General features: G+C 75.7%; 17 protein-coding genes and 1 tRNA gene. 7 read left to right on the top strand and 11 right to left on the bottom strand.

The features are described 5' to 3' along the window. Positions 1 to 6: 6 nt before the first annotated feature. Both PV410_RS11225 and PV410_RS11220 read right to left on the bottom strand, forming a co-directional pair. Positions 7 to 1,041 carry a TIGR03617 family F420-dependent LLM class oxidoreductase gene (locus PV410_RS11225; protein ID WP_500323930.1) on the bottom strand — a complete coding sequence of 345 codons (1,035 nt, stop codon included), beginning with the start codon at positions 1,039 to 1,041 and terminating at the stop codon, positions 7 to 9. Beyond that, entirely contained in the window at positions 1,038 to 1,394 is a 357-nt protein-coding gene (locus PV410_RS11220) for an MmcQ/YjbR family DNA-binding protein (RefSeq protein ID WP_499515277.1), read from the bottom strand. The genes PV410_RS11225 and PV410_RS11220 overlap by 4 nt, the downstream gene beginning before the upstream one ends. A 143-nt stretch (positions 1,395 to 1,537) precedes the next feature. Here PV410_RS11220 and PV410_RS11215 point away from each other — a divergent pair, with 143 nt between their 5' ends. Beyond that, positions 1,538 to 2,017, top strand: a complete 480-nt coding sequence (locus PV410_RS11215; RefSeq protein ID WP_500323929.1) for a winged helix-turn-helix transcriptional regulator — start codon at positions 1,538 to 1,540, stop codon at positions 2,015 to 2,017. 18 nt (positions 2,018 to 2,035) lie between these two features. Here the strand turns inward: PV410_RS11215 and PV410_RS11210 are convergent, their stop codons facing one another. Then, the gene (locus tag PV410_RS11210) at positions 2,036 to 3,850 is read right to left on the bottom strand and encodes an ABC transporter ATP-binding protein (RefSeq protein WP_500323928.1); all 1,815 of its coding nucleotides are present in this window, start codon (positions 3,848 to 3,850) and stop codon (positions 2,036 to 2,038) included. 336 nt (positions 3,851 to 4,186) lie between these two features. Further along, positions 4,187 to 4,260, bottom strand: a tRNA-Pro gene (locus tag PV410_RS11205). 181 nt (positions 4,261 to 4,441) lie between these two features. On the opposite strand from PV410_RS11205, the gene PV410_RS11200 reads away from it, so the two are divergent. Further along, positions 4,442 to 4,732, top strand: a complete 291-nt coding sequence (locus tag PV410_RS11200; protein WP_500323927.1) for a YiaA/YiaB family inner membrane protein — start codon at positions 4,442 to 4,444, stop codon at positions 4,730 to 4,732. Here the strand turns inward: PV410_RS11200 and soxR are convergent. Further along, entirely contained in the window at positions 4,713 to 5,192 is a 480-nt protein-coding gene (gene soxR, locus PV410_RS11195; protein WP_500323926.1) for a redox-sensitive transcriptional activator SoxR, read from the bottom strand. The two genes, PV410_RS11200 and soxR, sit on opposite strands and share 20 nt — an antisense overlap. 54 nt (positions 5,193 to 5,246) lie before the next feature. On the opposite strand from soxR, the gene PV410_RS11190 reads away from it, so the two are divergent. Together PV410_RS11190 and PV410_RS11185 are read left to right on the top strand one after the other, a co-directional pair. Continuing rightward, the gene (locus PV410_RS11190) at positions 5,247 to 5,948 is read left to right on the top strand and encodes a thiamine pyrophosphate-binding protein (RefSeq protein WP_500323925.1); all 702 of its coding nucleotides are present in this window, start codon (positions 5,247 to 5,249) and stop codon (positions 5,946 to 5,948) included. A 29-nt stretch (positions 5,949 to 5,977) separates the two neighbouring features. Further along, positions 5,978 to 6,919: a transketolase family protein gene (locus PV410_RS11185; RefSeq protein ID WP_500323924.1), complete on the top strand. Its 942-nt coding sequence runs from the start codon at positions 5,978 to 5,980 to the stop codon at positions 6,917 to 6,919. 241 nt (positions 6,920 to 7,160) lie between these two features. Here PV410_RS11185 and PV410_RS11180 read toward each other — a convergent pair whose 3' ends face one another. Beyond that, positions 7,161 to 8,126 carry an aldo/keto reductase gene (locus PV410_RS11180; protein WP_500323923.1) on the bottom strand — a complete coding sequence of 322 codons (966 nt, stop codon included), beginning with the start codon at positions 8,124 to 8,126 and terminating at the stop codon, positions 7,161 to 7,163. A gap of 119 nt (positions 8,127 to 8,245) precedes the next feature. Here PV410_RS11180 and PV410_RS11175 point away from each other — a divergent pair, with 119 nt between their 5' ends. From PV410_RS11175 to PV410_RS11165, 3 genes are read left to right on the top strand one after another with little or no spacing between them, the layout of a single operon-like run. Next, on the top strand, positions 8,246 to 10,921 hold the full coding sequence (locus PV410_RS11175) for an alpha/beta fold hydrolase (protein ID WP_500323922.1): 2,676 nt from the start codon (positions 8,246 to 8,248) through the stop codon (positions 10,919 to 10,921). Next, positions 10,918 to 11,772, top strand: a complete 855-nt coding sequence (locus PV410_RS11170) for an ABC transporter permease (RefSeq protein WP_500323921.1) — start codon at positions 10,918 to 10,920, stop codon at positions 11,770 to 11,772. Before PV410_RS11175 ends, PV410_RS11170 begins: the two co-directional genes overlap by 4 nt. A gap of 33 nt (positions 11,773 to 11,805) precedes the next feature. After that, the gene (locus tag PV410_RS11165; RefSeq protein WP_500323920.1) at positions 11,806 to 12,114 is read left to right on the top strand and encodes a ribosomal protein L7/L12; all 309 of its coding nucleotides are present in this window, start codon (positions 11,806 to 11,808) and stop codon (positions 12,112 to 12,114) included. Positions 12,115 to 12,148: 34 nt separating this feature from the next. Here the strand turns inward: PV410_RS11165 and PV410_RS11160 are convergent, their stop codons facing one another. From PV410_RS11160 to PV410_RS11140, 5 genes are read right to left on the bottom strand one after another with little or no spacing between them, the layout of a single operon-like run. Continuing rightward, the gene (locus PV410_RS11160) at positions 12,149 to 13,930 is read right to left on the bottom strand and encodes a hypothetical protein (protein ID WP_500323919.1); all 1,782 of its coding nucleotides are present in this window, start codon (positions 13,928 to 13,930) and stop codon (positions 12,149 to 12,151) included. Then, positions 13,927 to 17,694, bottom strand: a complete 3,768-nt coding sequence (locus PV410_RS11155) for a vWA domain-containing protein (RefSeq protein ID WP_500323918.1) — start codon at positions 17,692 to 17,694, stop codon at positions 13,927 to 13,929. Before PV410_RS11155 ends, PV410_RS11160 begins: the two co-directional genes overlap by 4 nt. A 4-nt stretch (positions 17,695 to 17,698) precedes the next feature. After that, positions 17,699 to 18,868, bottom strand: coding sequence for an ATP-binding protein (locus PV410_RS11150; RefSeq protein ID WP_500323917.1), 1,170 nt, complete (start codon positions 18,866 to 18,868; stop codon positions 17,699 to 17,701). Further along, complete coding sequence (locus tag PV410_RS11145) at positions 18,865 to 23,844, bottom strand: hypothetical protein (protein ID WP_500323916.1); 4,980 nt, start codon at positions 23,842 to 23,844, stop codon at positions 18,865 to 18,867. Before PV410_RS11145 ends, PV410_RS11150 begins: the two co-directional genes overlap by 4 nt. Further along, positions 23,841 to 24,695, bottom strand: a complete 855-nt coding sequence (locus PV410_RS11140; protein ID WP_500323915.1) for a DUF4132 domain-containing protein — start codon at positions 24,693 to 24,695, stop codon at positions 23,841 to 23,843. The genes PV410_RS11145 and PV410_RS11140 overlap by 4 nt, the downstream gene beginning before the upstream one ends. Between the last annotated feature and the right edge of the window lie 126 nt (positions 24,696 to 24,821).

The raw sequence follows: 24,821 nt of genomic DNA, 5'->3' as shown, positions 1-24,821 counted from the left end.
GGCCCGTCAGTCCCGCACCCCGGCCAGCACGTCGAGGGCGAGGGTGTCGTCGGCGTCGTGGGAGAGGGAGACGGTGACGCGTGTGCACAGGCCCGCGAAGCGGTCGCGCACGGCCCGGCCGACCTCCCGCGGTTCACCGTGGAGGGCGAAGGCGTCCAGGACGTCGTCGTCGACCAGCCGGCCCATCTCGGACCAGCGGCCGCGCACGGACAGCCGGTGCAGCTCGTCGTGGAGTTCGCCCCAGCCGTGGAGGTCGAGCACGGCGCGGTAGGCGGGCGTCGAGGCGTAGAACGCGATCCTCTCGCGGGTGGCGGTGAGGGCCGCGGCGTACTCCTCCTGCGTACGGCCGGTCGCGACCAGGGCGTTGCCCACCACGTCGAAGGGCTGCCCCGCGTGCTCGGAGGACTCCCTGGCCTTGTGCACGGCCGGGAGGGTCACCTGCCGCAGGTAGTCCGCGGAGGTGAGGGCGTGGCAGATCAGCCCGTCGGCGACCTCGCCCGCGACAGCGGTCATCAGGGGGCCGACGCCGGCGAGCCAGATGCGGGGCGGCCCGGACGGGAGGGGGCCCGGGTCGAACATCGGCGTCATCAGCGTGTGGGTGTAGAACTCGCCGCGGAAGCGGAGCCGTTCGCCGGTCTGCCAGCTGTGCCAGATGGCGCGCAGCGCGCCCGCGAACTCCTTCATGCGGGCGGCGGGCCGCGACCAGGGCATGCCGTAGCGGTGGGTGATGTGCGGCTTGACCTGGGAGCCGAGGCCGACGGTCATCCGCCCGCCGGAGAGCCGCTGGACGTCGTACGCGGCCGTGGCCACCGTCATCGGGTTGCGGGCGAAGGCGATCGCCACGCCGCTGACCAGGTCGGCCCGCCGGGTGGCGCCCGCGGCGAGGGCCAGCTGGAGGAAGGCGTCGTGCCGCATCTCGTTGACCAGCACGCCGTCCGCGCCGTGCGCCTCGGCGCGGGCGGCCTCGGTGGCGGCCCGCTCGATCCGGCCGGTGAAGGTGAAGTCGGCCTTGAGCGGCGGGGTCGGGGACGGGGTCGTCACGCGCCGGCTCCCCCGGCCGGGCCCGCCGTCTCGGTGAGCCGCGGCGGCGCGGCCTGCCGCCAGGAGTCGGCGACGATGTCCCGGAGCTCGTCCACGTCGTCCAGGGCGGCGAGCCGCACCCGCACCCAGTTCGATCCGGCCTCGTGCGGCGGCACCCAGAACTTCCCCGGCTCGGCCGCGATCAGCTCGCCCCGCTCGTGCATGGGGCAGCGCACGGCGAAGGACGTCTCGTCGTCGGGCAGCGTGAGGTACATCTTCCCGGCGACCCGGAACGTGGGCATGCTCCAGGCCTCCTTCTCCACCGTCTCGGGGAGCGAGAGGGCGATGCGGCGGACGTCTTCGGAATCGGGCATGCGACCACCGTAGCCATCGCCTCCGACAACGGCCGTGACGCGTCCCCCGGCCGCTCCGGGCCCCTCCCGCCCGGGGCTGAGTAGCAGGAGGAAACCTAGGTGTAGACTGTCCTTTCGCCGCATCGGGCAGGAGGTGAGCCGCGGTGACGAACGGACGGCACGTGTCGGGCCCCCAGGAGGACCAGCCGGCCTGCTCCATCGAGCGGAGCCTGCAGATCCTCGGTGAGCGCTGGTCCCTGCTGGTGCTGCGCGAGGTCTTCGCCGGGAGGCACCGCTTCGCCGAGATCCAGACGTCGCTCGGGATCGCGCCCAACCTCCTCAGCGCCCGCCTCAAGCTGCTCGTCGAGGCCGGGGTGCTGTGCACCCGCACGTACCAGGAGCCGGGCAGCCGGCAGCGGCAGAGCTACCACCTGACCGAGGCCGGGCGGGAGCTCGACCTCGTCATGGCCTCGCTGCAGCAGTGGGGCGACCGCCACCGGCCGCGCCCGTCCGGCCCCTCCGCGCGCCGGCGGACGCGCTCGACCGGCCACGCCGTCCACGTCGGCTTCCTCACCGAGGACGGCCGCGAGGTGCCCGGCACCGACGTGTCGATCGCGGTGACGCAGCCCACCGGGACGCCCTGACCGACCGGGCGGCCTGGTTCAGTGCAGGTCGGCCCGTTCGGCGGTGTCGTCCAGGAAGCCTCCGGACTGGTGCTGCCACAGCTTGGCGTAGGCGCCCTCCTCCGTGAGCAGTTCCTGGTGGGTGCCCTGCTCGATGATGCGCCCGCGGTCCAGGACGACCAGCCGGTCCATCCCGGCGACCGTGCTCAGCCGGTGCGCCACCACCAGCGCCGTCCGCCCGTCCATCAGCCGCCACAGCGCCTCCTGGACGAGGACCTCGCTCTCCGAGTCCAGGGCGCTGGTCGCCTCGTCCAGCAGCAGGATCGGCGCGTCGCGCAGGATCGCCCGGGCGAGCGCGACCCGCTGCCGCTGTCCGCCGGAGAGCTTGATCCCGCGCTCGCCGACCATGGTGTCGAAGCCGCCGGGCAGCGCGTCGGCGAACTCGGTGACGTGGGCCGCCAGGGCCGCGCGGCGGATCTCGCCCTCGGTGGCGTCCGGCCGGGCGAAGGCGATGTTGTCCCGCAGCGAGCGGTGGAACATCGCCGGGTCCTGCGGCACGTAGGAGATCAGGCTGCGCAGGTCGGCCTGGCGCAGCCGGCTGATGTCCTGCCCGCCGATGAGGATCCGGCCGCCGTCGATGTCGTTCATCCGCAGCAGCAACCGGGTGAGCGTGGTCTTGCCGCCGCCGGACCGGCCGACCAGCCCGATCCTGGCACCGCTGGGCACGGCCAGGTCGAGCCCCTCGAAGAGCGGCTCCGCGCCCCCGTGGGAGAAGGTCACGTGCTCGAAGCGGACGTCGGCGCCCCGGGACCGCAGCGGTTCCGGCGCGGGCGGGTCGAGCACGGTGGGCGGCTTCAGCAGCAGTTCGGTGAACTGCGCCGCCTCCGTCATCGAGCTCTCCAGGCGGCGGTAGATCTGGTTGAACTCGAACATGATCCGCGTCGCGTTGGAGTAGTACGTGAAGGCCACCACGACCGCCTCCACGCCGTGCGTGCCCGCACCCAGCGTGACCGCCAGCAGCAGGCCGAGCGCGTTGGTCAGCACCGACAGCGGTGCGACCAGGGTGTCGATGCGCAGGTTGCCGTAGTCCCACGACTTGAGCGTGAGCCTTCGCGACTCGGCGACACGGGAGCGGTGCTCGGCGGCCTCGCGTTCCTCCGCGGCGAACGCCCGGACCGTGTCCATGTTCATCAGGCTGTCGGCAACGTGCCCGGACACCCGGGCGATCGCCTCCTCGCGCCGGCGGACGAGCACCTGGCGCCGGCGGATGAGGGGCGCCACGCACAGCGCCGTCACCGCGATCATCGCCAAGAGGCCGACGACCAGCAGCGGTTCGTAGGCCCACAGCACCACCGACCCGAACAGCAGCGGGACGAAGCTGCCCAGGACGCTGAAGGTCAGCGTGTCGACGAACTCCTCGAAGCGCGAGGCGAAGCTCAGCACCCGCTTGGTGAGGGACCCCGCGAAGTTGTCGTGGAAGAACGACGCGTCCTTGGCGAACAGCTCGTCCATCCCGACCACGTACAGGTGCTCGATGCCGCGGGCGTCGAGGCGGTTCAGGCAGTGCAGGCCGATGCGCCACAGCGTCTCCGCGAGCAGCAGCACGCCGGCGAAGGCCAGGACGTAGGGGAGGGTCGAGCCGATGCCGGGAGCGGTGCCGTCGACGAAGCCGCCGACGAGCTTCGCGACGATCAGCGGTGCGACGTAGTTGATGCCGATGTTGCCGAGGGCCGGCGACAGCATCGCCGGAAGCGTCAGCCACCGGAACCGGGCCAACTCCCCTCCGTAGTAGCGCAGTGCCAGGAGCACCGGGCCCCTGGCCGGCCGGAACCTGCGTGATTCAGGCGATCCCATCTCCACCCTGTGGTGTCGTGCGGCGTGCTGCCGCGAGCTTCTCCGGGAGGTGCCGCTGCCGCCGTGGCGGTACGGCGGCGCCGAGGTGCGCATGAGTGGGCGGTCCGGAAGTGGCAGTGTCCCGCGGCGGCCCACGTGGAGTCCAAGCGTTTTCCGGCCCGGTGGCACGGCGCACGGAGGCGTCCCGGCGCACGCGCGCGGCCCCCGGCGGCCGGGGGCGGCGCGGGCCCGCCCGGGGGACGGCCGGCCGGGGTCGTACCGCTCCGGCCGCGCCTCATGTGCCGCAAACGCAACCAGCGGGTTTGTCATGAATGACAAACCCGCTGGTCGACACCGTCGGGACGACAGGATTTGAACCTGCGACCCCTTGACCCCCAGTCAAGTGCGCTACCAAGCTGCGCCACGTCCCGGTGTCGCTTTCGTCCCGGGCTTCCCGCCCGGCCGACCGCGCACGAGAACAATACCGCACGTCGTCGGGTGCTCGCTCGCACCATTCCCGCAGCACGCCGGGCGCCGCCGCGACGGGGTACCCGGCCCGGGATGAGTAGCCGTACTCATGTGGCGCGGGCCACGACGGCCGATGCTTCGGTCATGGCGAATCCGATCCAGCAGCAGACGACCGCGGCCTTCTCGGCCCAGGCCGCGATCTCGTTCGCCGTCGCCCTCGGGGCGATGGTCGTGGGCATCGCCTACCTGCCGGTCGGCCCGTGGGTGCGGGCCTTCCTGGCGGTGGGGCTGCTCTACGTGGTGACCTCGGCGTTCACGCTCGCCAAGGTCGTCCGCGACCGGCAGGAGGCCGGCCAGGTGACGAGCCGGGTGGACCAGGCCCGGCTGGACAAGCTGCTGGCCGAGCACGACCCGTTCAAGGTCGACGGGGTGTAGCCGACTCGTCGCCCAGCAGGTAGCGCGCGCCGGGGCCCTTGGCGGCGGCGGTGTCGTCCGGGTTGTACAGGGCGCACTTGCGCAAGGAGAGGCAGCCGCAGCCGATGCAGCCGGTGAGGTTGCCCTTGAGCCGTTCGAGCTCCGCGATCTGCTCGTCGATGCGGCGGGTCCAGGTGCGGGCGACGGTGTTCCATTCGGCGGCGCTGGGGGCACGGTCCTCGGGGAGCCTGGCGAGGGCCGCGCCGGCCTCCTCCAGCGACAGGCCGACGCGCTGGGCGGCCCGGATGAAGGCGACACGGCGGAGCGTGGCGCGGGCGTAGCGGCGCTGCCCGCCGGCGGTGCGCTCGGAGCGGATGAGGCCGAGCTCCTCGTAGTAGCGCAGGGCCGAGGTGGCCAGGCCGCTGCGGGCGGCGAGCTCACCGATGGCCAGGCGGTCGCGGCGCGGTGCGGGGTCGCTCATGGGCCCGAGGGTACCGCTTGACCTCAAGCCGACTTGAAGTTGCACCATCCCCATATGACTCCGACCAGCACGGACACCGCGTACGGCTACGACGACCTGCGGCGGCTGATGTCGCTCATGACCGGCGACGAGAAGCACGGGCCCGCCGCCACCTCAACCCTCGACGTGTTGTGGGTGCTCTACGACCGCGTGCTGCGGGTGACCCCGGGGACCTCTGAGGACGCCGGGCGGGACCGTTTCCTGCTCTCCAAGGGCCACGGCCCGATGGCGTACTACGCGGTCCTCACCGCCAAGGGCTTCGTCCCGGAGGAGTGGCTGCCGGGCTTCGGCTCCTTCGGGTCGCCGCTCGGTCACCACCCGGACCGTGTGCTCGTGCCGGGCGCCGAGATCGGCTCCGGCTCACTCGGCCACGGCCTGCCGATCGCCGTGGGCAGCGCCCTGGGCCTGCGGGCGCAGGGCCTGACCGACGCCGCGGTGTGGGTGCTGGTCGGCGACGCCGAACTGGACGAGGGCAGCAACCACGAGGCCGTCGCCTTCGCCGGCGCCGTCGGCCTGGAGGGCCTGCACGTCGTCGCGGTCGACAACACCTCCGCCACCTATCGGCGCCCCGGCGGTCCCGCCTCGCTCTTCGCCGCCGAGGGCTGGTCCGTGGCCACCGTCGACGGCCGTGACCACGAAGCCCTGTACGAGGCGTTCACCATGCCCCACCCCGGACGGCCGCACGCCGTCGTCGCCCGTGTCGAGTCTAAGCGCTGACCGCCGCCCCGAGCCGAGGAGACCTTCCCGTGGACACCATGCGTGAACGCTTCACCACCATCGCCGGACGCCTGCTGGAGGACGACCCCCGTCTGGCCGTCGTGCTGGCGGTCATCTCCGGGGACCGCTTCACCGACGCCGCCCGCGCCCACCCCGACCGGGTGATCGACGTCGGCATCCGCGAGCAGCTGCTGGTCAGCGTCGCGGGCGGGCTGGCGCTGACCGGGCTGCGGCCGATCGTCCACACCTTCGGCAGCTTCCTGGTGGAACGCCCCTTCGAGCAGGTCAAGCTGGACCTGGGGCACCAGGGCGCGGGCGCGGTGCTGGTCAGCGCGGGCGCCTCGTACGACATCGCCGCGGGCGGCCGGACCCACCAGGCCCCCGGTGACGTCGCCCTGCTGGACACCCTCGACGGCTGGACCGTGCACGTGCCCGGCCACCCCGACGAGGCCGAGGCCCTGGTCCGGCACGCGGCGGCCGACGACGACAACCGGGTCTACGTGCGGCTCAGCGAGCAGTCCAACCGCACCGCACGGCCGGTCTCGCCGGGCCGGTTCCGGGTGCTGCGCGAGGGCCGGGCGGGCGTGGTCGTCGCCGTGGGCCCGCTCCTGGACGCCACGCTGGCGGCGGTCGCGGACATGGACGTGACCGTGCTGTACGCCTCCACGGTGCGCCCCTTCGACGCGTCCGGGCTGCGGGCGGCCGTCGCGGGCACGGACGCGGCGGACGTGGTGCTCGTCGAGCCGTACCTGGCGGGCACCTCGGCGCCCTTCGCCGCCGAGGCCCTGCTCGACCTGCCCCACCGCGTCCTGGCCCTGGGCACCGCCCGCGCGGAGCTGCGCCGCTACGGCACCTGGCAGGAACACGTTGCGGCGCACGGCCTGGACGCCGCCGGGCTGCGGGCACGCATCGGGGGCTTCCTGGCGGGCTCCCGCCGCACAGCGGGCCTCGCGGGCTCGGGCGTCCGCTAGCTCCGGGCGTCCGCTAGGGCGTGTCTGATGAACAGCGCCGTCCGCCCGGAGGGCGGGGCTCGTGGCGGCTGGTGCGTGCTATCGCAAGGCGGAGGATCGGCCTCGTACTGGACGTACGTGGACGACTCCGACAACGCAGCGTGGGGGCACCCCGGCCGCTGGGGGAGTGCCGTGCCGGGGGGCACCTCCCAGCGCCAACTGGGGGAGCGTCGCGAGCCAGGCGGGATTCATCAGACACGCCCTAACTCCAGGGGAGCTCCGCGCGGTGCCGCCAGTACGCCGGGGCCGGTTCGGCCAGGGCGGCGAGCCGGGCCAGGTGCTCCGCGTCGAGGCCGACGGAGGCGGCCCGGGCGTTGGCGGTGACCTGGCCGGTCGTCGCGGCGCCGGAGAGCACGACACGGGCCCAGGGGCGGCGCAGGACCGCGGCGAGGGCGACGGCGTCGGGCGTGGCGCCGGTCCGGGCGGCCACCTCGGCGAGGGGGGAGTCGGGATCGGCCGTGGCCAGGCGGCCGTTGGCCATCGCCTCCTTGACGATCACGGTCAGTCCCGCGTCGTGCGCCTCGGCCAGGGCGGGCCCGGCGGAGGGCTCCAGCAGGTTGTAGGTGGCCTGCACGACGGAGAACAGGCGCCGCCCGTCCACCGTCACCTTCAGCGCCGCGCGGATCGCCTCGGCCTGCAGCGGACCGCTGGTGGACAGGCCGACGGCCACCCCGTCGGCCGCCAGCCGGGCGAGGCGTTCGTGGAGGTCGCGGTCGGCGAGGGCCGGGCTGTCCGGGGTGACGGAGTGGATCTGGTAGAGGTCGAGGCGGTCGCCGAGCAGGGCGCGGGTCTCGGCGATCTGCCGGTCGTAGGTGGCGGTGCCGTGGTCCTTGACCTCGTGCACCTCGGCGTCGGGCCGCCACCCGGCGGTGTAGGTGTAGCCCCACTTGCTGCCGATCACGACGTCGGTCGCCTCGGGGTGGGCGTCCAGCCAGCCGGCCAGGAACTCCTCCGCCCGGCCGTAGGAGCGGGCGGCGTCGAAGTAGCGGATGCCGAGCGCGTAGGCGGTGTCGAGGACCGCGTGGGCACGGTCCCGCATCGCCTCGACGGTGCGGTCGGCGGGCAGATCGGCGGCGCGGCCGAGGTCGATGTAGGCGGGACGGCCGACGGCGGCGAGGCCGAGACCCAGCCGGGGCAGGGGGGCGGTGACGAGTCGTTCGAGGGGCACGGTCGCCACCGTACTCCCGGTGCAGTACGCCGATCCGGTGCCTGAGGCGGACGTCGCGGGTGATCACCGGAATGCATAGTGGGACCGTCACACTCGTCGTCCCCGTCCGAGGATCACGCATGCGATTCGCCCTGCCCAGGACCTGGCGCACCCGGCGGCGGCTGGCGGCCGGCGCCGCCGCCCTCGCCGTGCTCGCCGCAGGCGGCGCCGTCACCCTCGCGACGGCCGACGCCCCCGCGCCCGTGCGCCGCCAGGACCGGGTCTTCTCGCTGCCCGAGGCCCCGGGCAGTACCGCGAAGGTGCGGATCGACACCTCCTACTTCACCTCCGGCGGGTCGGCGCCGCGCCCGGCGGTCCTGCTCGCGCACGGTTTCGGCGGCACCAAGGACGACGTGCGGGCCGAAGCCGAGTCCCTCGCCCGCAGCGGCTACGCCGTACTGACCTGGTCCGCGCGGGGATTCGGCGCCTCGGGCGGGCGGATCGGGCTCAACTCCCCCGACGCCGAGGTCGCCGACGTCTCACGGCTCATCGACTGGCTGGGCCGGCGGCCCGAGGTGCTGCGCGACGGCCGTGACGACCCGCGGGTCGGCGTCGCGGGGGCCTCGTACGGCGGAGCCATCTCGCTGCTCGCCGCGGGGTACGACCGGCGGGTGGACGCCATCGCGCCCGCGATCACCTGGTGGGACCTGGGCGAAGCGCTGTTCCCGCAGGGCGTGTTCAAGAAGCTGTGGGCGGGGATCTTCTTCTCCACCGGCTCGCGCGGCGCCGCCTGCGGCTTCACCGCCGAACTGTGCGCGATGTACGACCGGTCGGCCGTGGCCGGCCGCCCGGACGCCGCGACGCTGCGGCTGCTGACGCGCTCCAGCCCCTCCTCCGTGGCCGGGCGCATCAAGGTGCCGACCCTGGTGGTGCAGGGCCAGAACGACTCCCTCTTCCCGCTCGACCAGGGCGACGCCATCGCGCGTGCCGTCGCCGCGAACGGCGCGCCCGTGGCCGTCGACTGGTTCTCCGGCGGGCACGACGGGGGCGACCAGGAGACCTCGCGGATCGAGGCGCGCACCACGGCCTGGTTCGACCGCTGGCTGAAGAAGGACGAGGGCACCGACACCGGGCCCGCGTTCCGGGTCACCCGGACCGGAGGCGTCGACACCACCGACGGCAGGGCCGTGCGGCGCGGTGCGGACGCCGACGCGTACCCGGGGCTGGAGGGCACCCGGACCCGGACGGTCCCGCTCGGCGGCCGCGCGCGGACGGTGGCCAACCCCGCCGGCGGCAGCCCGCCCGCCATCTCGGCGGTGCCCGGCGTGGGCGCCCTCTCCCAGCTCTCCGACCTCGGCCAGGGGCTGTCGCTGTCGCTGGACTTCCCCGGTCAGCGCGCCGCCTTCGACTCGGCGCCGCTGACCTCGTCGCTGCGCCTGACGGGCGCGGCGACGACACGGGTCACCGTCGACACGGACGCACCCGCCGGTGCGGTGCTCTTCGCGAAGCTGTACGACGTGGGCCCGGGCGGCAACGAGACCCTGCCGCACCAACTGGTCGCGCCGCTGCGGGTCGCCGGCGCCGGCACGGTGCAGGTGCGGCTGCCCGCCGTGGACCACGAGTTCGCCGCCGGACACCGGCTGCGGCTGGTGCTGTCCACCACCGACCTCGGCTACGCCTCCCCCGTCGCGGCCGCCACGTACCGGGTGTCCCTGCCCGCCGGCGCCGCGCTGACGGTGCCCACGGACCCGGAACTGACCACCGCCCAGGGCACGCTGCCCGTCTGGGTGTGGCTGCTGCCGGTCGCCGCGCTCGCGCTGGCGGCGGCGCTGCTGCTGACCGGCCGCCGCCGGGCGGGCGCGGTGCGGCAGCCGCCGGACCCGGCCCTCACGGACGTACCCCTGGAGATCTCCGGGCTGTCCAAGCGCTACCACGGCGCGGCGGACCGCTACGCCGTGCGGGAGTTGTCCTTCCGGGTGGAACGGGGCCAGGTGCTGGGGCTGCTCGGCCCCAACGGCGCGGGCAAGACGACGACGATGCGCATGATGATGGGCCTCATCCGGCCCGACGCCGGAACCATCCGCGTGTTCGGCCACGCGATCCGGCCGGGCGCGCCCGTGCTGTCCCGGGTCGGGGCCTTCGTGGAGGGCGCGGGCTTCCTGCCGCACCTGACGGGGCGGGCCAACCTGGAGCTGTACTGGCGGGCCACGGGCCGGCCGGCGGCCGACGCCCACGTCGAGGAGGCCCTGGAGATCGCCGGCCTCGGCGAGGCCCTGGAGCGCGCGGTGCGCACCTACTCGCAGGGCATGCGGCAGCGGCTCGCCATCGCGCAGGCCATGCTGGGCCTGCCCGACCTGCTCATCCTCGACGAGCCGACCAACGGGCTGGACCCGCCGCAGATCCGCGAGATGCGCGACGTGGTGCGGCGCTACGCGGCGGCGGGCCGTACCGTCCTCGTCTCGAGCCACCTGCTGTCGGAGGTCGAGCAGAGCTGCACGCACCTGGTCGTCATGGACAAGGGGCGGCTCGTGGCGGCCGGTCCGGTGGGCGAGATCGCCGGGAGCGGGCGGACGCTCTTCGTCGGCGCGCCGGGCATGGGCGACGAGGAGCGCGAGGCGGTCGCCGCGAAGCTGTCGGCGCTGCCCGGCGTCGAGACGGCCGAGTCCGCGGACGACGGGCTGCTGGTCCGGCCGGGCACCATGACCGTGCCGGAGCTGCTGTCCGAACTCCTGCGGCTCGACGTGCCGGTGGAGCGCGTCGGCCCGCACCGCCGCCTGGAGGACGCGTTCCTGACCCTGATCGGAGGTCCCGCGTGACCGAGACCCTGGAACTGGCCGCGGGGTACCGTCCGGGCCGCACCCTGCCGCTGCGGGTGGAGGCGGTGCGGCAGTTCCTGCGGCGCCGCACGCTCGTCGCGTTCGCCGTCGTCCTCGGGCTGCCCGTGATCGTGTGGGCGGCCTTCGCGATCGGCGGCACCCCGCGGGGGCGGGACTCCGGCCCGACGATGATGGACGTGGCCACCGCCTCGGGCGTCAACTTCTCGCTGGCGGTGCTCTTCGTCTCCTCCGGCTTCCTGCTGACGATCCCCGTCGCCCTCTTCTTCGGCGACACGATCGCCTCGGAGGCCAACTGGTCCTCCCTGCGCTACCTGCTGGCCGCCCCGGTGCCCCGGGCCCGGCTGCTGGGCTCCAAGGCGCTGGTGTCCCTGGTCTTCAGCGCCGCCGCCGTGCTGGCGCTGCCCACGGTGGCGCTGGGGGTCGGCACGCTCGCCTACGGATGGGGCGACCTGGAACTCACCACGGCCGGCTCGCTGCCCCCGGGCACCGCGACGGGCCGGCTCGCGATCGCCGCCCTCTACGTCTTCGTGGGCCAACTGGCCGTCGCGGGCTTCGCCTTCTGGCTCTCCACGCTCACCGACGCGCCCCTGGGGGCGGTCGGCGGGGCCGTGGGCGTCGCGATCCTCTCCAACATCCTGGACGCGATCACCGCCCTGGGCTCGCTGCGGGACGTCCTGCCGACGCACTGGCAGTACGCCTGGATCGACGCGCTCCAGCCCCGCCTGGAATGGTCGGGCATGCTCAAGGGCACCTCGGTGTCGCTGTCCTTCGCGGTGGTGTTCTTCGCGCTGGCCTTCCGCGGCTTCCGGGGGAAGGACATCGTGTCCTGAGGGGCGCGGGCGCGGGAGCGCGAAGGGGGGACGGTGGAGGAGCCGGGGTACAGCGTGCTGCTGACCGGGGCCGGGGACGCGGACCGGAAGCTGGACGTCGTCCGGGCGCTGCGGTCCGTGACGGGGCGGAGCGCCTGGCGGAGCAGGCAACTGCTGGATGCCGTGCCGCTCGTGGTCGTGGAGCAGACCCGGTGGAGGCGGCCGAGGACGCCGCGGCTGCTCGATGCGGCGCGCGCCGGTGCCCGGGTGCGCTGCACATGGAGCGGGTGCGTCTTCGCCCCCGGCACCGGGCCCGGCGACGAGCAGCCGTGCACACCTCCCGCATGGTCGGCGTCAGGCTGACCGCCGGCACACCGCTTCCTCCGCGGCTGAACCGCTACACCGGGCCGCCCGCCGCCCCGGCGGGCGACACCGCCGCGGCGGACGGATCAGCTGACGGATCCGCGCTCCAGGTGGCGGCGCACAGGGCGCGGGAGAGTTCGTCTGCGTAGACGGCGGCGGCGAGCCAGGCGAGGGCGAAGCGGTCGGTGTCGGCGGGCAGGAGGCGGCCGAAGGGGTCGCGGCCGCGGTCGGCCGCTGCGCGGTCGAGGTCTTGCAGGAGGTCCGCGGCGGTCGGAAGGGCGGCGCGGCGCAGGCGCCGGGCGTCGGAGGCGGAGTTCGTGGGGAGGGCGAGCACACGGCGGCCGCCGGAGGCGGCCTGGTGGACGCGGCGGAGCAGCAGGTGGACGGGGGCCTCGTCGGGAGCCGCGGACGGCGGGAGCGGGAGTGGGACCGGGGGTTGGACCGCGGGGAGGTCGGCGCGCTGCAGGCGGTCGAGGCCGGTGTCCACGCGGGCCTCGGGGTCGGCGGGATGACTGGTGGCCAGCAGCAGCGCGCGCGGGTGCGGGGCCGGGTCGAGCCGGGCGATGACGCGCAGAGGGGTGCCCGGCACGCCCGCGAGCAGCCGCAGGTTGTCGCGGTGGGGCAGCGCGGGATGGTCGAGCGCGGCGGCGAGCCGGAGCGTCAGGCCGTCGCATTCGGCGAGCAGGCAGGCGCCGCCGGCCTCGCGGACGGTGCCGATGAGGGTGACGTCGAGGAAGAGCAGGCCGTCTCCGGTGGTGAGGGCGCGCACGGCCTGTTCGGCGACGGGCACCCGCCACAGGCGGTCCAGAGGTTCGGCCGTCCAGGCGGCGCCGGGGGCCCGTACGGCGCGGACGGCGGCTCCCGCGCCGAGCCTGCCGGTAGGCGAGACCGTCGCTCCGGACACGGCGAGGCCCGCGCGGGACAGTTCGCGGTGGCTGAGGGCGGTGTCGCCGATGCGCACGGCCCGGTCGGCGGCGCCCGTGGCGCGGCCGGGGCCGCCGGGCGCGACGTCGGAGACGGTGTAGAGGCGGCCGTCGGCGTCCGCCGTCCAGGTGACGGCGCCCGCGTAGCCGCTCGCGGTGAGGACGGGCTCGGAGAACAGGCCGTACAGCCGCAGCGAGCCGTCCGGGGTGTACGGCTGTCGCGCGGTGCCGCGCACGGCGGCCAGTTCGGGACCGGTGGCGTACGGGACCCGGTGGGCGGTGCCGAGGAGTTCGCGCAGCGCGGCGACCAGGTCGGCGAGGCGGTGCCCGGGGTCGGCGGCGCGGGCGGCGCGCAGCCGGGTGACGACGGACACGGCCGCCGCGGCTGCGCGCGGCAGCCCGCTCAGCCGGGCCGAGTGCGCGGCCCGCAGCAGTTCAGCCTGGACGACGGCGCCGGAGCCGTCGATGCCCGCGTCGAGGACGGCGGCGCCCGCGGCGCGCAGGGCGTCGGCGGCGGCGTGTTGCTGCGGGGTGGCGTTCTCGGGCTCGGGCCCCGCCTCCCCGAGGGCCTGGGATGGGGCTCCTTCGGCGGTCGGCGCCGTTGCCTCGGCGACGGGTGCGGCCGAGGCGGCCGCGGCGCGGTGCAGGCAGTCGGGAGCGAGCAGGCAGCCGCAGCGCACGTCCTCCGCCCGGGTCACCGTGCCCCCGGGGGCGTGCAGTTCCAGGTCGGTGTCGTCGTCCACGGCGATCCGCACGGCGTCGCCGTCGACGACGACCGGGCGGGCCGCGAGCTTGGCCACGCCGGCGTCGAGGCGCTTGCGCAGCCGGGGCGGAAGCGCCCCGACGAGTTCCGCGGTCACGGCCGGTGCGACCGGGGGGAGTTGCTGGCTCATGTGATCTTCTCCCCTACCCAGCGGGCGAGTTCGAGGGGGCTGAGGGCGGCGACGGGCATGCCCGCGGCGACGAGTTGTCCGGCGACGCCCGTGGAGTAACGGGGGCGCCCGGCGTCGTCCAGGCTGGCGCAGCCCAGGACGTGACAGCCGGCGCCGACCAGGGCGCGGACCTCGGCCAGGAGGCCGCCGAGCGGATACCCCTCCTCGAAGTCGCTGACGACCACGACGAGGGTGCGCGAGGGCACGGTCACCAGTTCGCGGGCGTGCCGGAGCCCGGCGGCGATGTGGGTGCCCCCGCCGACGCTCACCTCCAGGAGGAGGGAGAGCGGGTCCGCCACGTGGTCGGTGAGGTCGATGACCTCGGTGGAGAACGCGAGGAAGTGCGTGGACAGGGTGGGCACCCCGGCCAGGACGGAGGCGGTGAGCGCGGCCCAGATCGTGGAGGCCTCCATGGACCCCGACACGTCCGTCACCAGGATCAGCCGCCAGTCCGCGGCCCGCTGGGCCCGGGCGCGGAACACCGGCCGCTCCGGGATCACCTGGACGGTGCCGTCGGGACCGCGGCGTGCGGTGGCCAGGTTGGCGCGCAGCGTACGGGCCAGGTCGAGGCCGCCCCCGGGGCGCCGGCTGGGGCGCGGGAGCGCGGTCCCGTGCAGCGCCGGGCGCAGCCGTGTGGCGAGTTGCCGGGTGAGGGCCTCGACCAGGCGCCGTACGAGGGGGCGCAGCGCGGCCAGCCGGGCCTCCGGCAGTCCGCCCGCGTGCCGCAGGACGGTGCGCAGCAGGTCCACGGAGGGGCGCACGCTGTCGGGGTCGAGTTCGGCCACCACGTCCTTGCGGCCGGACGCGGCGGCGGCCGCCAGCACCTCCTCGCGGATACCGGGCCCGAACAGCGCCGCCAGCTCCTCTGACCACTCGCGCACCCCGGGGTAGGGCGCCTCGCGGCCACCACGGCCACCGCCGGCTCTGCCGGCCCCGCCGTGCCCGCCGAGGTCGCCGCGGCTGCCCTCGCCCCGGCCGTTGCCGTACAGCTCGTCCAGCGCGGTGGCCAGGGCCCCGGCGGAAGGCGGCAGCCGGTCGCCTCGCCGGCCCAGCACGAGGCGCCACCGGTCGGCGGGCGCGAGGGTGCGGGCCGCGGCGGCGGGGGCTTCGCCCGGTGCGCCGGGGGCGGTGGCGGGCTGCTGCGTGCCCGGCGACGCCGCGTCGGCGGACCGTACGGGCGTGGTGCCTGCAGCACGGCCGGCGGACGAATCCGGGCCCGCGACCAAACCATCGTCGCGAACGGCCGCGTCGGGGGTGGTGGCACCGTGCGGTGCATCCGGCGACGCCGTGGCGGCGGGGCCTGCCGGGAACACCGTTGCCGCCGGGCCGGTGGGGCTCGAAGCGCTGTCGGCCGTTGGGGCCGCCTCGGGCGTCTCGTGCGAGAGCAGGCCGAGCCGGGACAGGGTCGCGCGGGCGGCGAGGTCGGCGCGGGTCCAGGTCGCGAGGGCGACGGGGTCGACGCCCGCGGTGTCGGCGATGTCGTCGGCGTCCAGGCGTTCCTCGACGGCCGCGAGGAGACGGTCGCGGGCGGCCGGGCTGAGGGTGTCGAAGCCGCCGCGCAGGGCCGGGAGCCGTGGCAGGAAGGCCTGGTCGGGCAGGTCGCGGACGCGGTCGAGCAGGGGTTCCAGGGCGGGGGCGGCCGCCTCGAGCAACGGGCCGGCCGCCGTCAGCAGCCCGGTCAGCCGGGCGGTGAGGGCGGCGCGGGAGTCGGGGTCGCCCGCGGCGTCGACCCAGGAGGCGACGCGGGCGCCGAGGGTCTCGGGCGCCTCGTGGCCGAGGAGGACCCGGACGGCACCTGCCGCCCCGCGCATCAGCGGGGAGCCGTCCGCGGCGAGCCGCGCGAGGGCGTCGGTGAGCCGGACGCCGCCCAGGAGGTCCGCGCGGTGGGCGAGTTCGAGCAGCGCGTGTGCGTCGGCGGGGTCCTCGGACCCGGTCAGGCCGTCGACCTGACGGACCGCCGCCGCGGTGAGCAGCTCGGCGACGGCGGTCGCGCGGGCGGTGCGGGCCTCGTCGGCGCCGAGGCCGGCGATGTGGCCGGCCCGGACGCGGTCCAGCAGGGCGAGTCCCGCGAGGAGTTCGGGGAGGGTGCCGGAGGCGGGGAGCACGTCGGCGGTCTCGGCGAGACGTTCCCCGGCGAGCCCGGGTAGCCCGCACTCCGCGGCCCGGGCCAGTCCGGCGAGGGTCTGCGCCGCGGTGGGGCCACCCTCGTCCGTCTCCTGGCGGCGGCGTTCGCGCAGCACGCCCTCGGCGGCCTGGGCGGCGGTGACGCCACGGACCCCGGCCGCGGTGAGCATGGCCGCGGTGGCGGGTGTCCAGCGGACCTCCCAGCGGGTGGTGAGGCCCTCGGTGCCGGCCGCGCCCGTGACGTCCTTCGGCTCGGCGTAGGGCACGCCGCACACCGACAGCCTGCGCAGCAGGAGTTCGCGGCGGCGGTCGAGCTCGGAGCGCAGCGGATCCAGGCGCAGGTCCCGCGCCTCGGCCGGGGCACCGGAGTCCGGACCGGGGGCGGGCAGGCCCAGTGCGGCCAGTTCCGCCTCGACGGCGGGGGCCAGGCCGCTGCGGGGCGCGTCCGGTGCGGGGCGTCCGCCGCGGGTGCCGACCAGCACCCGTTCCATGGCGCGCGCCACGGCCCGTCCGCGGCCGTACGGCTCGCCCTGGGCGAGCACGGTCTGCACCGCCTCCACGAGCTCCCCGCGGCCGGCCGCGGGCAGCCCGCGCAGCCGGGAGAGGTCACCGGCGAGCCGGCTGATCTCGCGCGCGTCGGCCGGGCCCGACGGGTGGCCCTGGGCGCGCAGTTCGGCGCAGATGCGGACGGCGGCGCGGGTGAGCGCCTCGTCGAGCGCGGCGGGGTCGCCGGCCGCCTCCAGCACCATGTGCTGCCACTCGGGGTCGCGGATGCCCGCCGGATAGCCGGAGCGTTCGTCCAGCAGCGGGTACGCGTAGGGGATCAGGGAGGTCGTCCAGGTCGTGCCGCCCCCGGGTGCCGGCGGTACGTCCGGGCCTTCCACGGGGGCGGTGCCCTCCGGCCACGCGTCGGCCGGGACCAGGGCGGACGCGTGGAAGGCACCGACGACGACGGCCGCGCGGCGGCCGTCCGCGGTGGCCTCGGCGATGCGGGCCCGCATCCACTGCTCGCGGCGCAGGTCGAGTACGGGGACCCCCGCGCCCTCGGCGGCGTCCCGGCGCAGCGCCCATCCCGTCAGGAGGGCGGCACGGCGCAGCGCTTCGGGCGGTGAGCCCGGGGCGGCGGCCTCGACGAGGCGGTCCCACAGGTCGTCGCCGGGGCGGCCGGTGAGGCGGGCGTGCAGGGCCCCCTGCAGCCCGGGACCGGAGTCGCCCGGCGCGGCCGTCGTGCGTCCGGCGTCCCAGGCGCGGTCGGCGAGCGGCAGGTCGCAGGCGACGACGGGAACGCCGCGCCGCGCCGCCCAGCGGACGGCGGCGAGTTCGGGCGAGAAGTCGGCGAAGGGGTAGAAGGCGGGACCGCCGCCCCCGTCGCCGGGGGCGGCGGCGAGGGCGACGGGGGCCCGGGTGTCCTCGTGCGCGAGCCAGGGCAGCCACTCCTGCATCTCGCCGGGGAGTTCGACGAGTAGCACGTCGGGCTTCGCCCCGTCGAGCAGGGCGGGCAGCGCGGCCGCCAGCGACGGGGCGTGGTGCCGTACGCCGACGAGGTAGGGCGCCGCCGGGTCGGTGAGGACCGTGACGGCCTCGTCCGGGGTGAGGGACACGGGCTCAGCCTTCCAGGACGGCGCGCAGCTCCCACAGGGTGCGCCAGGTCGGGGAGCCCTGCTCGGCGCGGCGCCGCACGGGGCCGTCCCAGTAGCCGAGCAGCCGGGCGGCGTCGGCCGGGTCGTCCTTGCGCACGACGCCGAGGAGGTGGCCGGGCAGCAGGCCGAGCACGTCCCGGTCACCGGGGAAGTACGCCGCGGCCAGGCCGAGCGCGCCGGCGACCGCGACGGCCTCCGCGGTGCTCATGACCGTGGAGGGCCGTTCGACCTCCCAGCCTTCGGCGGAACGGCCCTCGCGCAGGTCGCGGAAGGCGGTGACGAGGGCTTCCAGGACGGCGTCGTCGACCTCGTAGGGGGCACCGGCCCGTTCGACGGCGGCGCGGGACTGGCTGCGCACGAGCGCCGTCTCGGCGTCGAGGTCGCCGATGGGTCCGACGGTCTCGAAGTTGAAGCGCCGTTTGAGGGCGGCGGACATCTCGGAGACGCCCTTGTCGCGGAGGTTGGCGGTGGCGATCAGGTTGAAGCCGGGCGCCGCGTGCGCCAGGGCGTCGTCGCCGCCCGCGAGTTCGGGGACGGCGATGCGGCGTTCGGAGAGCAGGGAGACCAGGGAGTCCTGCACCTCGGGCAGGCAGCGGGTGACCTCCTCGACGCGGGCGATGGCGCCGCGCGACATGGCGGTGAGCACGGGTGAGGGGACGAGCGCCTGCCGGCTGGGGCCCTGGGCGAGCAGCAGGGCGTAGTTCCAGCCGTACTTGAGCTGGTCCTCGGTGGTGCCGGCGGTGCCCTGGACGACGAGCCCGCTGGTGCCGCAGATCGCGGCCGACAGCAGCTCGGAGAGCATCGACTTGGCGGTGCCGGGCTCGCCGACGAGGAGCAGGCCGCGTTCCCCGGCGAGGGTGACGACGCACCGCTCCACCAGGGCGCGGTCGCCGACGAACTTCCCCTCGACGACGAGGCGGCGCGGTACGCCCTCGGGGACCTCGGCGTCGTCGGGCAGGCGCAGGGCCTGGCCGTCGCTGCCCATCACGAAGGTGACGACGGCACGCGGGGTGAGCCGCCAGGCGGGCGGACGTGGTCCGCCGTCGTGGGCGGCGAGGAAGGCGAGTTCGGTGGCGTACCGGTCCTCGGGCGGGGTGATCTGCCGCGCGACGGGGACGGGGGCGGTGGTGGTCATCGGCGGCGGCCCTTCCGGGTGGCACGGGTGGTGAGTTCTTCGAAGCCGGGGGCGTCGCCGGCGCGGACGCGTTCCCAGGCGCGGGCGAACAGCTCGGGCACGGGCAGCAGCGGCACGACGCGGGCGTGGTCGCGGACCGGGTAGAGGCCTTCCTTCCAGGTCTCCACGGGAAGGGCGGGCGCCTTGAGGTCGCGCCAGCCGCAGGGCAGGAAGAGGGTGCGGCCGGCTCGGGGACGTTTGGCCTCGACGACGAGGCCGGTCGCGGCCAGCTCGGCGCGGGCCTTCTTCATCCGGGCGGGCTTCCAGTCCGTCCAGCGGGCGCAGTTGCGGTCCGTGGGGTCGGGCAGGGCGAGCAACTGGAGGTAGAGCGCGGCGGCGTCCTCGTCCAGGCCGTGGGCCGCGGCGACCTCGGCGACCAGGGCGGGCACGGAGACCGTGGGGTCCTGGGCGTGACCGGCGGGTGCGCCGGGCCCACCGCCCGCCGCGACGGCGCGGGCGAGGTCGTCGCCGAGCACGGCGCGCAGCGCCTGGATGCCGCCGCCCCGGAGGCCGACGAGGCCCTCGACGAGGCCGAGGACGGGGTCCTCGGAACCGGTCAGCCCGGCCGGGCGGACGAGCACCGTCTCGGTGTCGCCGTACCAGGGCCGGAGCACGAGCGCGTCGCCCGCGTGGGTCAGGCCGTGGGCGTCGGCGCCGCCGGCTGCGGGCAGCCCGTACGCCGTGCGGATCCGGACGGCGGTGGGGCCGCCCTTCTCCGTCCAGGCGATGTCGAGGTCGACCAGCAGCCCCGGGTCGGCGATCCGCCGCCGCAGCGCCGCCAGGCCCTCGGGGAGGGCGGCGCGCAGCGGATGCCCGCACGGCAGTCCGTAGGCGAGCCCGGCGAGCACGGCGACGGCACCGGTGATGTCGTGCCGGCCGGGCAGGGCCGAGGGGTCGGCGGGGACGAGGTTGCCGTCCTTGTCGGGGCGTTGCACGGTGGTGCGGCTCAGCCAGGGCGTCAGTGCGGGGTTGAGCACGGCCTCGGCGGACGCGGTGGTGACTCCGGCGAGTTCGGCGGCGACGTCCTCCGGCAGGCGGACGACGGAGCCGAGGCGCTGCCCCCACACGCGGCCGGCGGCGGCGGTGTCGGGGCCGCTGCCCCACAGGTCGGCGGGGTCGTCGGGCAGCAGGGCCCCGAGGACGGCCGCGTGGTCGTCCTCGGAGAGGGAGCTCAGCAGGCCCTCGCCGAGGCCCTTCTGGCGTGCTTTCAGGTCGATGCGGGCGAGGGCTTCGGCGTCCGGCTCCTGCGGCCGCCCGGCGATCAGCAGGGTCGCCTGGACGGGACCGAGGCCGCCGCGGGTCGCCGCCGCGAGCGCGGCAGGGGCGTCGGGGCGCCAGGGCGCGGGGCCCTTGTCGCGGATGAGGCGGCTGACGGCGGTGAGCCGCTCGGCGGGGAAGACCGGCGTACGGTCCGTCTCGTCCTCCAGGGTGAAGTGGGCGACGGTGCCGAACGCGCCGGTGGGATCGTGGTCGAGAGCGAGCCAGTGGACGCGGTCGCGGTCGCCGTCGACGCTCTGGCAGCCCAGGATCACGACGGTGCGCCCGTCCTTGCGCAGGACCTGGCCGGCGCGCCGCTGCTTCCCGTGCTTCTCCACGAGGACGATCTCGCGGAGTCCGCTCCCGGGCACCGCCAGCGGGCCCTCGGTGATCGCGTCGAAGAGCAGCAGGAGGGCCTCGCGTGCGGCCTGCGTGATGGCGGGCGACGCCGCCCGGTAGGCCAGCGGCCGCAGCGCGGACAGGGCGGGCAGCCACCCCAGGCCCATGCCGGGGACGGTGTGTTCGTCGCTGTGCCAGCCGTCGACCGGGTCACCCAGTTCCGCCCGGTCGGGCAGCGGCTTGCCCTCTGCCGCCTTGCCGGACAGGACGTGGTTGACCGCCCGGATCTGCTGCAGGGCACTCCACTGAGGGCTGCTGCTCCACCAGTGACCGCTCCGGCCCGCGATGCCGTCCAGGGCGGTGCGCAGCGTGCCGTCGTCACCGTGCGGCGGCTTGTGGTCGGCGAACATGCCCTGGGTGCGCGGGAGCGACTGCCGCGGCTTGTCGGTGGGCGGGGCGACGAAGGAGGCGACGGACTCGGCGTGGCGCAGCGTGCCCCGGACGAGGGCGGTGACGCCGATGATCAGCCGCTCGTCCGCGAGGGCCGGCAGGGCGGCGGCGACGGCGGCCCGCGCGACGGTCTCCGCGGACGGACCGGTGTACTTCTTCGTCCTCTTCACCTCGGCCTGATGCTCCGCCAGGGCGTGGGCGGCGGCGCGCAGCGTTTCGGCCGCCTGCTCGTCGGTGAGGGCGCGCAGCACCGCCGAGGCCCCCTCGTCGCGGGGGCGCAGGGCGTGCCAGTACGCGAGCGGCGGTACGTAGCGGGTGCCGGCGGCGAACTCGCCGCCCTGCTCGGTGAGCGTCACGCTGCCCAGCTCGTCGTCGCAGGTGACGTCGCCCGCCGCGTACAGCGACACCTTCTGGTGGGTGAGCGCGACGACGGGCTCGGCCCCGCCGGGCAGCCGCAGTGCGCCGAGCGGTACGCGGCGTGCCCACCCCTGCTTACGGGTGGGGAGGGCGACGGTACGGCCGTCCGGGGTGCCCGCGACGGTGCGGGACCCGCCGCCCTCGCCCTCGACGCGGACCCAGCGGCCGAGGACGGTGCCGTCGGTGCCGAAGGGGCTCCGCTCGAGCCCGGGTTGCAGCGGCAGGACCTCGCAGTCCTCCTGGCTGAGCCGTGCGCCGTCGAGGATGCCGGAGCGGAGGAAGGCGGGCAGCGAGGCACGCCCGTGGGTGCCGGAGGCCGGGTCGTACTCCATCCACACCTCGTGGCGGCCCTGCTTGCCCTGGCGCCAGAGCGCGGTGCCGTCGCCGAGGACGGGGCGGCCGGCCGGCAGCACGGTGTCTCCGGCGTGCAGGGTGCGGCCGCCGGTGGCGCGGCCGCCGCCGGGCAGCGGGATGGACGGGGCGGCGATGTGGCCGTGCCACCAGTGCGGGAGCTGTTCGCCGCCGAGGGTGAACACCTCGGCGGGCCGGGCGGACCAGTAGCCGAGCTGCTTGTCGTCCTGCCGCCACATGACGAGGAGTTCACCGTCGGCCCAGCGGAAGTGGGGGCGGTTCCAGCGGTCGAGTTCGACGGGGATGCGCAGGTCGTGGTCGAGCAGCACCTTGTCGGGCCCGACGACGACGGCCTTGTCCCCGCGGGCGAGGATCAGCGCGGGCCAGGCCTCGGCGACGGCCAGGGCGTGGTCCCTGTTCTTGGCGACCGCGGCGTCGAGCAGGCGCAGGCCCTCGTCGAGTGCGGGCCAGCCCAGTTCGTCGAGGATGCCCTCGCGCAGCGTCCGGCCGAGCAGCGGCGCGATCTCCTGCGCGGCGACCCGGGCCACTGCCTGCGGGTTGACCCGGGCCGCGACGGAACGGAACGGGCGCATCCGGCTGATGGCGCTGCGGGCGGCGGGCAGGCCCGTGGCACGGGTGAACTGCGCGGCGGCCTCCTCCAGCCATGCGCGCAGGACGTCGCCGAGCACCGGGTGGCCTGCCAGGACCTCCAGCACGCCGGCCAGTCCGCGGTCCTCGCCGAGGCTGCCGACGGCCTTGTGCAGCAGGCGGCGCAAGCGCGGGTCGGCACCGGTGGCGACGAGGTCGCGGCGGGCCGGGTCGGCGGTCTCCAGCCAGCGGTGGAGCGGCAGGTGCACGGTCACGTCCTCGGCGGGGACGGTCAGCGGCACACGCTCGGCGGCGCACAGGTCGAGCAGGTCGAGTTCGGCGCCGTGGTGCCAGCGGCCCGTGAAGAGGTCGACGGGCCTGCCGTCGGCCCGCAGCCGGGGCGCCATGCGGCTGACGAGGTCGAGGGTGGCCGCGGAGCGTTCGGGGGCGCTGGAGCCGTGCTTGCGGTGGCTCGCCCAGCGGCTGAGCCAGTCGGCCGCGTCGACGGCCCGCGAGGCCTCCCCCGCCTCGCCGGTGAGCAGGGTGTCGGCACCGGTCTCGACGAGCAGGGCGAGCCAGAACTCGTCGCCCTCGGCGTCGCGGCCGAGTCCGGCCGGCATGATCTCCAGCAGCCGTGCCCGGACGGCCGGTTCGCGCTCGGCGAGGACGGCCAGGGTGGCGCGGTAGGCGGTCCAGAAGGAACCGGGGGCACGGACGACGGCGGGCGAGGCGACGAGGTCGGCGACGAGGGCGCACTCCTCGGTGACCCGGTCGAGGCCCGCTGCCTTGATCAGGCTGCGGGCGTCCTGCGGCAGGGACGCGTACGGGGGCATCCCGGCGGCGCAGCGCTCCACCGTCAGCTGCCGGAACTGCCGCCAGGCCTCGGCGGGGTCCAGCCGCCGTGCGAGGTCCTTGACGTGCTCCTTGAGGGCCTTGACGGTGAGGGCGCCGGCGAAGGCGAACTCCAGGAAGACGGCGCGCTGGCGGTCCTCGTCGACGGTGAGGCCGTGGACGCCCTCGGCGGCACGGGCCTTGCCGAAGAAGGCGGCGGCGTACGTGGTGTTCTCGTGCTGGAGGAAGACGCGCGCCGCCTGCTCGTGGAAGGTGGGCAGGAAGTGCGGTACCGCGCGGCCCAGACGCTCGGCGAGCGCGTCGAAGCCGTCCTTGGCGGCGCCGGCGCGGGACTTGGCCATCCGGGCGAGCCGCTCGACGTCCTTGACCAGGGCGAGCGCGTGGTGGCCGTTGGCCGGGTCGTTGACCAGGGCCCAGGCGGGGAACCCGAGGGTCTCCCGACGGACCTGGCCGACCTCGGGGGCCTCGTCCTCGCGGGTCAGGCCGAGGAAGTCAAGGGCCAGGTCCTCGGCCTCACCGAGGGTGCCGGGCACGAGGCGGACGACGCGGCGGTCGTCCAGCACGGGGTGGGTGTAGGTGCGGACGGTGAGCGTGTCGGCGTCCTCGCGGGTGCTGGTGCCGGGCGGCAGCACGGCGCCCGCGTCGAGCAGCGCGGCCGTGGTGGTGGGGTCGTACGTGGTCATGCCGCCTGCTCCTCGTCCTCGATGTCGCGTCCCGCGTAGAGCGCGGCCGCCATGCGCATGCCTTCCGACCAGGCGACGGCGCCGACCTGGGCGAAGGTCAGGGTCTTCCCGGCGGTGTCGGTCCAGGACAGGGATCCGGTCTCGGTCTCGCTCCAGCCGTCGTAGTCGCCGATCCAGATGCGGGCCTCGACGGCGCGGCCGTCCTCCAGAACGGGGCAGACGCTGTGCCCGCCGCGCACGCGGTAGCCCAGCGAGGTGGCGCGGCCGTGCAGGAAGCGCAGCTCCTTGAAGGTGCCGCCCGCGTACTCCTCGACGAGCGTGCCCTCGGGGTCGAGCCCGGCGGGCCGCCGCCACACCTCGCGGAAGAGCTGCTGCGCCGTCTGCTCCACGCCCAGCTCGACGGCGAACTCCCGCAGCTCCTCCAGGTCGTCGAGGAGCACGGGGTGCGGGATGCGGACCATGTCCGGGGCGATGCGCACGGTGTCGCCGTCGAGGTCGACCAGGCCGAGTCCACGCTCGGTGTCGGCGTCCCGCAGGAAGCCGGCGACCTGACCGTCCTCCCCGGTGACGACGAGGTCGCGCAGGGCCGCCCGCCACGCCGGGTCGGGCCACACGCGGCCGATCACGGCGAGGGGCACGGGCAGCGAACGCACCATCCAGCGCTCGACGTCGGCCAGGCACCGGCGTTCGTGCCGTTCCAGCCATTCGGCGAGCTGCCGCAGTCCCGTCACCGCCGGGTCGTCCGCCAGCTTGGCCGGCACCGACTTCAGCCGGCGGCCGGCCGCGTTGCGGCACACGACCTTCCCTTCGTGGAGGGCGACTTCGTAGTCGCCCGCCGTGACCCACCCCATGCGTGCCTCCCTGCAACGCCGTGATCAAGTGACCGGAACACTAGGCGAGGCCACCGACAACGCCCCCGTCACCTTGTTGACAAGGCGCCGGGCCGCAACCGGAACGAGGCGGAGGCGGACGTCGGC

The organism is Streptomyces sp. PA03-5A (assembly GCF_033792725.1).
Lineage (GTDB): Bacteria > Actinomycetota > Actinomycetes > Streptomycetales > Streptomycetaceae > Actinacidiphila.
Note: the sequence above shows the minus strand (reverse complement) of the source record. Positions and strands in the feature narration are given on the sequence as shown.

Bases quoted from the DNA above. Each gene is read 5' to 3' on its own strand.
- PV410_RS11145 (WP_500323916.1), bottom strand. From the start codon at position 23,844: ATGACCACGTACGACCCCACCACCACGGCCGCGCTGCTCGACGCGGGC.
- soxR (WP_500323926.1), bottom strand. From the start codon at position 5,192: ATGAGCGACCCCGCACCGCGCCGCGACCGCCTGGCCATCGGTGAGCTC.
- PV410_RS11210 (WP_500323928.1), bottom strand. From the start codon at position 3,850: ATGGGATCGCCTGAATCACGCAGGTTCCGGCCGGCCAGGGGCCCGGTG.
- PV410_RS11175 (WP_500323922.1), top strand. From the start codon at position 8,246: ATGCGATTCGCCCTGCCCAGGACCTGGCGCACCCGGCGGCGGCTGGCG.
- PV410_RS11220 (WP_499515277.1), bottom strand. From the start codon at position 1,394: ATGCCCGATTCCGAAGACGTCCGCCGCATCGCCCTCTCGCTCCCCGAG.
- PV410_RS11190 (WP_500323925.1), top strand. From the start codon at position 5,247: ATGACTCCGACCAGCACGGACACCGCGTACGGCTACGACGACCTGCGG.
- PV410_RS11140 (WP_500323915.1), bottom strand. From the start codon at position 24,695: ATGGGGTGGGTCACGGCGGGCGACTACGAAGTCGCCCTCCACGAAGGG.
- PV410_RS11150 (WP_500323917.1), bottom strand. From the start codon at position 18,868: ATGACCACCACCGCCCCCGTCCCCGTCGCGCGGCAGATCACCCCGCCC.
- PV410_RS11160 (WP_500323919.1), bottom strand. From the start codon at position 13,930: ATGAGCCAGCAACTCCCCCCGGTCGCACCGGCCGTGACCGCGGAACTC.
- PV410_RS11200 (WP_500323927.1), top strand. From the start codon at position 4,442: ATGGCGAATCCGATCCAGCAGCAGACGACCGCGGCCTTCTCGGCCCAG.